Source organism: Nostoc sp. UHCC 0870 (genome assembly GCF_022063185.1).
Lineage (GTDB): Bacteria > Cyanobacteriota > Cyanobacteriia > Cyanobacteriales > Nostocaceae > Trichormus.
On the sequence record NZ_CP091913.1, the window covers coordinates 5,344,736 to 5,356,626 of the forward strand.

10 protein-coding genes are annotated in these 11,891 nt (G+C 43.5%); 6 read left to right on the top strand and 4 right to left on the bottom strand.

All coding sequences use genetic code 11. The features are described 5' to 3' along the window. Positions 1 to 59 precede the first annotated feature (59 nt). From L6494_RS22655 to ftsH3, 6 genes are all read left to right on the top strand, one after another. Positions 60 to 668 carry an rRNA large subunit pseudouridine synthase E gene (locus L6494_RS22655; RefSeq protein WP_237989996.1) on the top strand — a complete coding sequence of 203 codons (609 nt, stop codon included), beginning with the start codon at positions 60 to 62 and terminating at the stop codon, positions 666 to 668. Positions 669 to 813: 145 nt separating this feature from the next. After that, the gene (locus L6494_RS22660) at positions 814 to 2,169 is read left to right on the top strand and encodes a PAS domain-containing sensor histidine kinase (protein WP_237989997.1); all 1,356 of its coding nucleotides are present in this window, start codon (positions 814 to 816) and stop codon (positions 2,167 to 2,169) included. A 424-nt stretch (positions 2,170 to 2,593) separates the two neighbouring features. Further along, positions 2,594 to 4,582, top strand: a complete 1,989-nt coding sequence (locus L6494_RS22665; RefSeq protein WP_237989998.1) for a serine/threonine phosphatase — start codon at positions 2,594 to 2,596, stop codon at positions 4,580 to 4,582. 273 nt (positions 4,583 to 4,855) lie between these two features. Next, entirely contained in the window at positions 4,856 to 6,184 is a 1,329-nt protein-coding gene (locus L6494_RS22670) for an FHA domain-containing serine/threonine-protein kinase (protein WP_237989999.1), read from the top strand. A 430-nt stretch (positions 6,185 to 6,614) separates the two neighbouring features. Further along, complete coding sequence (locus L6494_RS22675) at positions 6,615 to 7,415, top strand: aminotransferase class IV (RefSeq protein ID WP_237990000.1); 801 nt, start codon at positions 6,615 to 6,617, stop codon at positions 7,413 to 7,415. Positions 7,416 to 7,491: 76 nt separating this feature from the next. Beyond that, positions 7,492 to 9,333 (top strand): ATP-dependent zinc metalloprotease FtsH3, encoded by a 1,842-nt coding sequence (ftsH3, locus tag L6494_RS22680; protein ID WP_237990001.1) that lies wholly within the window; start codon positions 7,492 to 7,494, stop codon positions 9,331 to 9,333. A 158-nt stretch (positions 9,334 to 9,491) separates the two neighbouring features. On the opposite strand, the gene L6494_RS22685 is transcribed toward ftsH3, so the two are convergent. The 4 genes from L6494_RS22685 to nifV all read right to left on the bottom strand — a co-directional run bounded on the left by L6494_RS22685 (position 9,492) and on the right by nifV (position 11,769). Beyond that, positions 9,492 to 10,052 carry a (2Fe-2S) ferredoxin domain-containing protein gene (locus L6494_RS22685; protein ID WP_237990002.1) on the bottom strand — a complete coding sequence of 187 codons (561 nt, stop codon included), beginning with the start codon at positions 10,050 to 10,052 and terminating at the stop codon, positions 9,492 to 9,494. A 131-nt stretch (positions 10,053 to 10,183) separates the two neighbouring features. Then, positions 10,184 to 10,387 carry a putative nitrogen fixation protein NifT gene (gene nifT, locus L6494_RS22690; protein ID WP_190698818.1) on the bottom strand — a complete coding sequence of 68 codons (204 nt, stop codon included), beginning with the start codon at positions 10,385 to 10,387 and terminating at the stop codon, positions 10,184 to 10,186. Then, positions 10,362 to 10,649 (bottom strand): nitrogen fixation protein NifZ, encoded by a 288-nt coding sequence (locus tag L6494_RS22695; protein WP_190698816.1) that lies wholly within the window; start codon positions 10,647 to 10,649, stop codon positions 10,362 to 10,364. Before L6494_RS22695 ends, nifT begins: the two co-directional genes overlap by 26 nt. Then, positions 10,636 to 11,769 carry a homocitrate synthase gene (gene nifV / locus L6494_RS22700; protein WP_237990003.1) on the bottom strand — a complete coding sequence of 378 codons (1,134 nt, stop codon included), beginning with the start codon at positions 11,767 to 11,769 and terminating at the stop codon, positions 10,636 to 10,638. The genes L6494_RS22695 and nifV overlap by 14 nt, the downstream gene beginning before the upstream one ends. Positions 11,770 to 11,891 lie beyond the last annotated feature (122 nt).

The following is an 11,891-nucleotide window of genomic DNA, read 5'->3' on the forward strand; positions in this document are numbered from 1 at the left end:
AAGGTGACTATTAGGTAATTGGGGAGACAATTCAGTAGAGGTGCAGGGGAGAATAACTAATGACTAATAACGATCGCTATATTATTTTTCATAAACCCTATGGTGTTCTGAGCCAGTTTACTCAGGAAACTCCCAAACATCAGACCCTCAAGGATTATATCGATGTACCGGATGTTTATGCTGTGGGGCGATTGGATTGGGATAGTGAAGGGTTATTGTTATTAACCAACGATGGGAGGTTGCAGCATCGTCTGTCTGATCCACGTTTTGGACATGAACGAACTTATTGGGTACAGGTAGAGCGCATTCCTGATGTAGATGCTATAACCAGATTACAAACAGGGGTAGAAATTCAAGATTACCGCACGCGACCAGCACAGGTCAGGTTATTACCAGCAGATCCGCCTGTGTGCGATCGCCATCCGCCGATTAGATTTCGCAAAAATGTGCCTACAGCTTGGTTGGAAATGACCTTAACAGAGGGTAAAAATCGCCAAGTACGGCGCATGACTGCGGCGGTGGGTTTTCCGACTTTGCGTTTAGTCAGGGTGAGCATAGCTCATTTGCGCTTAGATGGTCTAGCTTTGGGTGAGTGGCGAGATTTAACGTTATCGGAAGTTAAACTGCTACATAATTCGCCTGCAAAGCGGGGAAAAAATCATAGCTAGGCGTAGATAGAAAATCTGCCAAGGTGCATAAAGCATAAAAATATTTTTATTTGCTGATTTTTACCAGAAAGCTAGGAAAAACACTATATTGCTGTTTTTTTTCCCAACTAGTCAACATCAGCCTTGGAGTGCAATTTTAACTCTTATGAGCCTGAATCAGCGTAAACGCGTAGCTGCTTGTCCTCAGATATCGCTCTGGCCTCAAACTCATCAATTAAATATCTTGTCTGCAAATCCTAGTTGCTTAGAACTTGTACCTGAACCAGTCTCTAATTTAGAACTGGGGTTAGCTGAACAGCTACGCCATACCCAAGCAGAACTGCAACGGTATCGGATGCTGTATGAAAATATTCCGTCTGTGTACTTGAGTTTGGATGTAACAGGGGTAATTTTATCTGTTAACCAGTTTGGAGCTAATTGTCTCGGCTACACACGAGAACAATTAATTCAACAGCCCATTTTAAAATTGTTTGGCGAGTCAGAGAAACAAAGGCTAACTGATGAATTTAAAGCTTTATTGACAAATACCTCAGAAGGTGCGGTTAACTGTGGTGATTTTCGTTTAGACTGTCCCCTGAGTCAAATAAAATGGGTAAAAGTAACACTGCGATTTATACCTGATTATGAAGTTCACAAGCCAGTAATTATCATGCTTTGTGAAGATATTACTGCTCACAAGCAAGCGGAAGATACTCGGCAAGCCAGTGAGTCATGCCCCCATACACTGATACAGAATGAACAACATGATCAAGTATTAATACCAGATAAATTAGAAGAAGTAGAAAGCCTGACTCGCCTGAAAGAAGAATTTATCAGTACGGTTTCCCACGAATTACGTACACCCCTCACTAATATGAAAATGGCGATTCAGATGTTAGGAATCGCACTACATAAAGAACAGAAATTTGTAGAGAACGCAGAAAATTCTAAAGCAGCTTGCTATTTTGAGATTTTAAATAATGAGTGCGATCGCGAAATAAATCTTATTAATAATTTTCTCGATTTAAAGCGTCTAGAACGCGACTCTCAACCTTTGGTATTGGAAATAATTCAACTTGAGCAATGGCTGTGGCAAGTGTTGGAGAAATTTAAACAGCGTCATTTTCACCTTTGTCAGCAAAATTTAAGCATCAAGATACCGCACTCCCTACCGCCTCTAGCCTGCGATTCATTTATTTTAGAACGCATAGTCATAGAACTACTCACCAATGCCTGTAAATTCAGCCCGCCAGATGCAGCCATTATGATTTCCGCCGAGCGAAAAGCCAACAACATCCTCTTGCAAGTCATTAATTCCGGTGTAGAAATTCCTAGCACTGAATTACCCCGCATTTTTGACAAATTTTATCGTATTCCCACCAACGACCCTACCAAGCAAGGCGGTACAGGCTTAGGATTGGCATTAGTCCAGAAACTTATTAAGCAATTGGCTGGAACAATTACAGTTGATAGCGGGTCAAATCGTACCTGTTTTACTATCCAATTATCGTTGAAAGGATAAGAATTGGGCATATAAATTCAAAATTGAATATAGCGGTTTTCGCTTTAGTCAGGTACAAGAACCCCACCCCCAACCCCCTCCTCCGAAGTTCTGTTCGGCGGAAACCGCCGCTCAGACTTCTCTCCGCCGCAAGGAGGGGGCTATGATATACTTCATGCGATTAGGAAACGCTATAACTTCTCCCCCTCTGCTTCCCCAATCCCCAATCCCCAGTCCCCAGTCCCCAATCCCCAATTTCACAAAAATTCCCTTGCCGATATCTGAAATATTTAGCTAATATGCGTCACAATTAATACTGCCACCAAAATTCACGGGTGAAACCACAATTTTTTGTAGGTCTACTGTAGGAAGGTGCGGCCAATTGTGGCACTTTGGATCTTAGTGGCTAGAAGCACCTTGGAACGGGAATTAAGGAACTTCCACTATGCTGATTTGTCCTGAGTGTCAATTTGAAAACCCTAACGCTAACAAATTCTGTCAAAAATGTGGTGCTTCCTTGTCCTACAAGGTATGTCCTCAATGTAGTACCGATGTTCCTGTCAATGCTCTACAGTGCCATAACTGTGGTGCAGAATGTGGAACAGTTTGGTGGGCAATTGTTGCTCAATTAGGGACTGGGGACTGGGAATTGGGAGCAGGGGGTGCAGGGGAGGAGGAGAACATCGGTGAGGAAATGCCCGATTCCCCATGCCCGATTCCCAATGAACCAGCTTTATCACCACAATTCTCTGTAGGCTCTTATTTAGATAAAGAGCAACGCTATCAGTTTTTGGAATCGCCATCAGCCCAAAATGCTGAAGTGTGTGCCAAAGTTTTAGACTGCCAACCTTATCAAGTCTCACTAGTGGAGACTATATTAGCCAATCAGCAACAGGGCTTGATTGCGCCAGTAGCAGAAGCTAATGGGATTCCCAAAATTGCAGAGCCTTACATTGTCTTACAATCCCCCCATCACCCAGAAATACCCAAGATTCATGATGCTTGGCAGGATGGTGATGTGCAGGTGATACTCATTGAAGACCGTTCTCATTGGCAGTATCTACTAGATTCGTGGAAAAAGGAAACAACCAGTTCGTTACAGATTTTGCACTGGTGTTATCAAATGACCCAACTCTGGTTTTTACTAGAACCACTTGAATGTCATTACAGTTTGTTAGATTTGTCGAATCTGCGATTGGATGAAGACCAATCTTTGGGACTACAAAGGTTATATGTAGAAACACTGAATAGTCAGATATCGGCTGGATTAAAAGAGGAGGAAGAAGAACCTCTGGAGCTTTCAGGAGAGCCTATAACTCTGAAAGCCTTGGGGCGAGTTTGGCAGGCGTTGTTTAGAAGTTCACAACGCACTCAATTCGGGTTATTAATCCAAGTTTTGGATGATTTAGAGCAAGGTACTATTCAGACGATCGCACAATTGCGATCGCGTTTACAAGAAGTAGCCACGGAATTAGAAGTCACAACATCCCCTATTTTTCAGTCAATGGAAGAAGAACAAACAACTTCACCCACGCTCTTACAGGTAGATGATTTTGAAGATTCTGCCAGTAGAGCAGATGACCTACCGACAGTTGTGCTATCAGTACAGTTAAGTAGTTTAGAAGACGCAGGATTGACCGATGTTGGTCGTCAACGTCAGCATAACGAAGACTGCTTTGGGATTGCGACTAAAATTGAAAAAGTAGACTTACCAAAAAACCGCTCTCTTCAAGCACAAGGCTTATATATTCTCTGCGATGGTATGGGGGGACACGCCGGCGGTGAAGTAGCCAGTGAGTTAGCAGTCAACACCCTGCGGCAATATTTTCAAGAACACTGGAATACTGATCAACTGCCCACAGAAGAAATCATTCGGGAAGCGGTTTATTTAGCTAATAAGGCAATTTACGAGCAGAATCAACAAGATGCCCGTTCTGGGGTAGGGCGCATGGGTACTACCTTGGTGATGCTCCTAATTCAAGGTAATCAAGCCGCCGTTGCCCATGTGGGAGATAGTCGCCTCTACCGCCTAACTCGCAAACGCGGCTTAGAACAATTGACAGTAGATCATGAAGTTGGTCAACGGGAAATCAATAGAGGTGTAGAAGCTAGTATTGCTTATTCCCGCCCTGATGCTTATCAATTGACTCAAGCCTTAGGACCTCGTGACGAAACAGCTATAAATCCCGATGTCGATTTTTTTGATATTAATGAGGACAGTCTCTTTATTCTGGTTTCAGATGGTCTATCAGACAATGACTTACTAGAAACATACTGGGAAACCCACCTCCAACCCTTATTAAGTTTTGCCAATAATTTGGAACAAGGTGTCACAGGATTAATCGACTTAGCCAATCAATACAACGGTCATGACAACATTACTGCTATACTTATCCGGGCAAAAGTGCGTCCGAATATGGGGAGTAGCGAGTAATCAATTCAAAATTCAAAATTTAAACCCTTTTGCAGAACTAGGAAATCAAAGTGTAGAAGTGCCGTAGGGGCGGGTTTACCCGAATCATCGTGAATAATTGAGGATATCTGTGAACCCGCCTCTACTAAAATCTAAAATCTAAAATTGGTTGATTTTTAACTTTTGACTTGATTTGTCCCCAGTCTCTAGTTATTTAATTTTAACTTTTGACTTTTGATTTTTGACTTTTGACTTGATTTGTCCCCCATCCCTAACTTTTATCCAGGTTGTATTGTGGTTACTCTCACCTTGTTAGAACCGCAACAAAAAACACCCCTTAAACAGTGGTGTTTTGAAAATTCCGCCGTAATTCGGATTGGTCGAGCGGCGGATAATCATGTTGTTTTAACTGATAGTTTGGTTTCCCGGCATCATCTCGAAATTCGGCAAGTCAGTTCTGCTAAGAATCCTGGCTCATGGCAAGTGATTAGTAAAGGCACAAATGGCACTTTTTTAGACGGTGTGCTGGTAATTCAGGGTTCGTTGCCTAATAATGCCCAGCTACAACTGGCGCAGGGTGGACCAATCTTGCAGTTCCAGATTCAGGAGGAGACAGCACCGAATCCTAATTTGCGATCGCCTACGGTGAGCAGTAGTTCATCGCCTACGGTGGGGCGTAGCCCATTCCCTGATGCTGGCGAGATACCGGGAAATATTGTTAAACCAGTTGTTTCTAGTAGCAAGTCGAGTAGTTCATCCCACAGTTGCAACCATGAAGGTAATGCTCCTGGGAATCTGTTTTGTGTTCATTGTGGTCAACCTATTGTTGTACAGCAGACAATTCGCCGTTACCAGGTGTTGCGAACTCTGGGACAGGGAGGTATGGGTACTACTTATTTAGCTTGGGATGGAGATAGCTTGATTGCAGGACGACAGCAATTATTCGTGTTGAAGCAAATGAATGCTGATATGGCAAAAATTGCCAAAGCTCAGGAATTGTTTGAACGGGAGGCTAACACCCTTAAATCCCTGAATCATGAGGGAATTCCTAAGTATTATGACTTTTTTGTAGAAGCTGGTAAAAAATACTTGGCAATGGAATTAGTTCATGGCCAGGATTTAGAAAAACGCATCTATACAACTGGGCCAGTTACACCAAAGCTAGCGATCGCCTGGATGATTCAAACCTGCCATATTCTAGATTACCTCCACAGCCAAGAACCACCACTGATTCACCGTGATATTAAACCCGCTAACCTGATGGTACGAAATGCGAATAATCAAATAGTTGTGCTAGATTTTGGCGCAGTGAAAGAGATTGGTACAACCCCTGGTACTCGCATAGGTGCAGAAGGCTATTGCGCCCCCGAACAGGAACGGGGACAACCTCTAACACAATCTGATTTATATGCGATCGGACCTACACTAATTTTTCTGCTGACAGGCGAAAACCCTTTCAAATTTTATCGTCAAAAAGGGCGCAGTTTTCACTTTGACGTGAGCAAAATTCCCACTGTCACGCCCCAATTAAGGGAGATTATTGAGCGTGTTACCGAACCTTTACCGCGCGATCGTTATCAAACGGCGAAGGAACTAGCCCAAGCATTAGCTAATTGTCATTAAGGTATTGGGGACTGGAGACTGAGGACTGGGTATTTGGTTATTGGATATCTGACTTTTCACGGGATCTGGAAAACCCCTCTCCAAAGAAGCGGAGCGGCTTCTCGCTAGACCTGGGTTTCTCAAAAAGGTTGAAGAAATAGGGAATACTCATCCCGATCCTCTGGATTTGCCCCTGCGTAATCCCCCCACCCGCAAGCAACTAGCATCTCGGAGGATTCTTTCTTTCCTACGGAACGCTTCGCGAACACTACACTTCGTTCAGTTCAGAATGACATTGGGCATTTCTTTTTGTGGAGTTCTCTTAGTCATTTTCTCTGTCCCCTGTCCTCTGTCCTCTGTCCTCTGTCCTCTGTCCTCTGTCCTCTGTCCTCTGTCCTCTGTCCCCTGTCCCCTGTCCCCTGTTCCCTGTCCCCTGTCCCCTGTTTCCAAAATGTTCTGGTACAACGGTAGTTTAATTCAGTCCCACACTCTGGAATTAGATATTAATGACCCAGGTTTACTTTATGGGGCAACGATTTTTACAACTTTACGAGTGTATAACAGTTCGCTAGATAGTAGTTTAACTAACTGGCAGGCACATTGCGATCGCCTACTTTTCTCTCTACAAGCTTTTAGTTGGCAACAACCAGACTGGAAACGCTTACGTCAAGGCGCAGAGGCGATGTTAACTCACTTCCCCGTTCTCAGAATTACCATCTTTCCCGATGGTAGGGAATGGATAATTGGCAGAATATTACCAGAGGATTTGTCAGCAAAGCAAAAACACGGTGTTGCTTGTGCTGTTGCTAGTTCAGCATGGTCTCGTAGTCTTCCTTCTCATAAAACTGGTAACTACCTGGGTGCTTGGTTAGCCAAAAACACAGTCTCAGGAAATGCCCAAGAAGCCATTCTTGTAGATGGCACAGGGAATTGGCTGGAAACCAGCACAGGTAATCTTTGGGGGTGGGTTAATGGTAGTTGGTGGACACCATCATTAACTGCGGGTATATTACCTGGAATTAGCCGTCAGCAATTAATGAGTCGGCTGCACAATCATCAACAGGTAGTGCATGAAGAACATTGGACACCTAAATTCGTCCAAAGCTTAGAAGCGATCGCCTACACTAATAGTGTGGTGGAAATTATCCCCATACATACCGTTAATCAGCCTACAGGGTCGCTACAATATAATCCCTACCATCCAAGCTTACAAAAACTAAGGGGACTATTATTTAGCATGACAGAACTATGATTTTGTTATACCTTAAGATAAGTTAACATAATTCTAATAATGCCCTACGCACAAAAATACGGGAGGATCAACCTCAGTGAATAAAAGATGGAGAAATGCGGGGCTGTACGCGCTGCTATTTATTGTTGTAATTGCACTTGGCACAGCTTTCTTTGATAAACCCCGCGAAAGTCGGGAAACATGGCGATATAGCCAATTTATTCAAGAAGTTGAAAAAGGCAGAGTGGAAAAAGTCAGCTTAAGTGCAGACCGTTCCACCGCTTTGGTAACACCCAGATACGACCCCAGTAAAAAACTTGTTACTTTAGTCAACGACCCAGACCTTATAAATACTCTTACTACCAAAGGCGTTGATATATCCGTTTCACCTCAAAGCGAAGATGGATTATGGCTCAAGGCACTAAGCAGCTTATTCCTCCCAGTATTACTGCTGGTAGGCTTATTCTTCTTGCTCCGTCGCGCTCAAAATGGCCCTGGTAGCCAAGCTATGAACTTTGGTAAATCCAAGGCGAGGGTGCAAATGGAGCCTCAAACTCAAGTCACCTTTAGCGATGTTGCCGGTATCGACCAAGCCAAATTAGAACTAAACGAAGTTGTAGACTTTTTGAAAAATGCCGATCGCTTTACCGCAGTCGGTGCAAAAATTCCTAAAGGTGTGCTACTAGTAGGCCCTCCCGGTACAGGTAAAACCCTCCTAGCTCGTGCAGTAGCCGGAGAAGCAGGTGTACCTTTCTTCTCCATCTCCGGTTCTGAGTTTGTGGAAATGTTTGTCGGTGTGGGTGCTTCCCGCGTCCGTGACTTATTTGAACAAGCTAAAACCAATGCTCCCTGTATCGTCTTCATTGATGAAATTGACGCTGTAGGTCGTCAACGGGGTGCAGGTTTAGGTGGTGGTAACGATGAACGGGAACAAACCCTTAACCAGTTACTCACCGAAATGGATGGATTTGAAGGCAACACCGGCATTATTATTATTGCCGCTACTAACCGTCCTGACGTATTAGACGCAGCTTTATTACGTCCCGGTCGTTTTGACCGTCAAGTCGTTGTAGACCGTCCCGACTATGCTGGACGTAGCGAAATCCTCAAAGTCCATGCTCGTGGTAAGACCCTAGCCAAAGACGTAGACCTAGATAAAATCGCTCGCCGTACCCCTGGCTTTACTGGTGCAGATTTATCTAACCTGCTCAATGAAGCGGCAATTTTGGCAGCAAGACGCAACTTGACCGAAATTTCGATGGATGAAATCAATGATGCCATCGATCGCGTCTTAGCTGGCCCAGAGAAGAAAGACCGGGTAATGAGCGAAAAACGCAAAACTCTAGTAGCTTATCATGAAGCTGGTCACGCTTTAGTTGGTGCTTTGATGCCCGACTATGACCCAGTACAAAAAATCAGCATCATTCCCCGTGGTCGTGCTGGTGGTTTAACTTGGTTCACCCCCAGCGAAGACCGCATGGATACTGGCTTGTACAGCCGCGCCTATCTAGAAAATCAGATGGCTGTGGCTTTAGGTGGTCGTTTAGCTGAAGAAATTATCTTTGGTGAAGAAGAAGTTACCACCGGTGCTTCCAACGACTTACAGCAAGTTGCTCGTGTAGCGCGTCAAATGATTACCCGATTTGGTATGAGTGATAAACTCGGCCCCGTCGCCCTTGGTCGTCAACAAGGCAATATGTTCCTCGGTCGGGATATCATGTCAGAGCGTGATTTCTCTGAAGAAACTGCTGCTGCTATTGACGCAGAAGTTCGGAAATTAGTAGACACAGCCTACGATCGCGCTAAAGATGTGTTAGTAAGTAACCGCCACATTTTAGATCAAATCGCGCAAATGCTGGTTGAAAAAGAAACTGTAGATGCCGATGAATTGCAAGAAATTCTGGTAAATAACGACGTAAAAACCGCCGCGTTTGCCTAGTTTTGTTAGCTGAAAAACATCAAAAATGGGGTTGTTCTCACCAGAATGACCCCATTTTTTTAATGATAAAAGTGGATAAGAACCCCACCCCCAACCCCCTCCCCGCTAGCAAGGAGGGGGCTATGACGTTACCTCATGTGATATTTATTAGCAGATATCTAATAGATTTGAGTCAAGTATTGTTCTAAGAGTGAGGCGATCGCATCAGGACAGTTTTTCTTGTATTTCTTCTTACCTAGCATTAAAACACAGTTTGGCGCACTGCTACAGCGTTTTTGGCAGTCTGTGTGTTCGATAGTTACTTTGTCGAGTAAACCGCGATCGCATAAAGTCTGTTCTAAATCTGATAATAAACCTTTACCACCCCGTTTCATGCAACCGGATTTTTGACACACCATGATCTTGGCTGATGGTTGCGGTGGTAAATCTTGAGTAAGATGGGAGTGTAGCCCATCGCTAATCGTTGTAACTTGATAAGCTTTGAGTTTAATTGTACCTTTATATCTATTTAACTTACCGACACCATAAATATTAATTCGTTCACCTATTTCTAAGGATGAACTCAAAGCAGTCCGTAACTTTTTTGGTAGTTTAATTAACACATCTCCAGAGGAAATTGCCAAACTTAAGTATTTAACCTTTTTAGGTTTATTGCCAATAAAACCTAAAAAATCACCCTCAAGATTAAACTCTGATAACGTCAAAAATTTGTCACCCATATTCAATAACTCAAAAAGTTTTGGCTAGAAAATACTCTGTGTCTTTGTGGCTCTGTGGTTCAATATTTTTTTACCACTCCAGACACAAAAACACAGAGAGAAAAATGGTTTTTTACCTGCCGCTAAAAATTTTAGGAAATTCTTTTAGCTTCTAGGGTTTTAGGTAAATTACTTGCATCGGGTATTTCCAGAAATTCTAATTCCCAACCGTTAGCTAGGGTCAGAATCTTGCCTTCAGCACCATCTGTTTGTTTAACTACTATTTCCTCTAAGTCTTTTTTAGGAACATAGACTGTTAAGTTACCGCCATTATCCATTCGTAACATCACTTTCATGGTTTTCCTCAGCAGATTCTATTTCTCTTTCCCGACAGCCAACAATGATTCCTTTGTCCAAAAAATGTATTGCATAAATATAGGAACGCTGTAGAAAAGTTCCTATACTCGATACATAACCGATGTCTCCCTTTTTCGCTAAAATTTCCCCCAGTTCTCTCCCTGGAAATGTGCCATCATTCTTAATTTGTTTGCGAAGTCTGACTTTTTCTCCAAGTTCAAAAGCGGGTTCTAAATCCAACTCGTATTCATCGCGCTGCATGAGAATACCTCTGTTCTTTTACCAAGTTCAGCAGTTCTTCGGTGGTCAAACTGCGCTTTTTCTTGACGGACTCTTGGCGGACTGCATCTAAAACAGACTGGGTTTCTTCTGCATTGAGAAAAATCCCATTTTGTTCTAGTAAACTAGATACCAAGTGTCGTCCAGAATGTTTACCTAGTACCAAGCGACGTTCCCAACCGACTTCTTCCGGTGCAAAGGGTTCGTAGGTGTTGGGGTTTTGCATGACACCATGAGCATGGATTCCTGACTCGTGAGCAAAGGTATTTTCACCAACGATCGCTTTCCAAGGTGGTACGCTAGCACCAGAGGCGGCCGCTACCAGTTGTGATAATTCCAACAACCGGGCTGTTTTAATACCCATATCTACGCCATAGATGCGTTTGATGGCCATGACCACTTCTTCTAAAGCAGCATTACCAGCTCTCTCACCCAAGCCAATAACTGTAGTATTTACAGATGTAGCTCCAGCTTTAATTCCAGCTAAAGCGTTGGCTGTAGCCATACCGAAATCATTGTGGGTATGAATTTCTACGGGAATTGATAAAGCAGAAACCAGTTGCTTTACTTCGCCATAGGTGCTGAAAGGATCAAGAACTCCTACGGTATCGCAATAGCGAAAGCGTGATGCACCCCATTCTTCGGCTGAAAGTGCGACATCCAAGAGGAAGCTTTCATCAGCTCTGGAGGAATCTTCTCCCCCGACTGCGACCCAAAGACCTTGATCAACCGCAAAGCTGATACAGTCTTTGAGTCTTTGCAGACTTATCCGCCATTGACCGTGGAATTTCGCGGCGATTTGAATACCCGAAACCGGGATAGCAATATGTACACGCTTCATTCCACAAGCAATAGAAGCTTTAATATCTGAGATGACAGCGCGATTCCAAGCGAGGAGATCAGCACTTAAACCTAAGTTAGAAATTGCCGAGATAGCACGCATTTCTTCCTCTCCCATCGCCGGTATCCCTACTTCTAATTCGGGAACACCAATGCTATCGAGAAATTTAGCGATCGCTACTTTTTCTTCTAAGGTAAAAGCAACACCTGCGGCTTGCTCGCCATCACGTAATGTAGTGTCATTAATGAGAATTTTATTCATCTCAAACATCCCTCTTAGCAATTTTTCTTAATATATTTTCTGTGTGGAGAAGCGCACTTTTTTACAAGCCCTGGTATTGGTAAATGCTGAGAATAACTGGTGAAGAATGAACGGTAAATGCT

Coding starts and splice junctions, on each gene's coding strand:
- nifV (WP_237990003.1), bottom strand. CDS start 11,769: ATGAATAAAATTCTCATTAATGACACTACATTACGTGATGGCGAGCAA.
- L6494_RS22655 (WP_237989996.1), top strand. CDS start 60: ATGACTAATAACGATCGCTATATTATTTTTCATAAACCCTATGGTGTT.
- L6494_RS22685 (WP_237990002.1), bottom strand. CDS start 10,052: ATGGGTGACAAATTTTTGACGTTATCAGAGTTTAATCTTGAGGGTGAT.
- L6494_RS22660 (WP_237989997.1), top strand. CDS start 814: ATGAGCCTGAATCAGCGTAAACGCGTAGCTGCTTGTCCTCAGATATCG.
- L6494_RS22665 (WP_237989998.1), top strand. CDS start 2,594: ATGCTGATTTGTCCTGAGTGTCAATTTGAAAACCCTAACGCTAACAAA.
- L6494_RS22695 (WP_190698816.1), bottom strand. CDS start 10,649: ATGCAGCGCGATGAATACGAGTTGGATTTAGAACCCGCTTTTGAACTT.
- nifT (WP_190698818.1), bottom strand. CDS start 10,387: ATGAAAGTGATGTTACGAATGGATAATGGCGGTAACTTAACAGTCTAT.
- L6494_RS22675 (WP_237990000.1), top strand. CDS start 6,615: ATGTTCTGGTACAACGGTAGTTTAATTCAGTCCCACACTCTGGAATTA.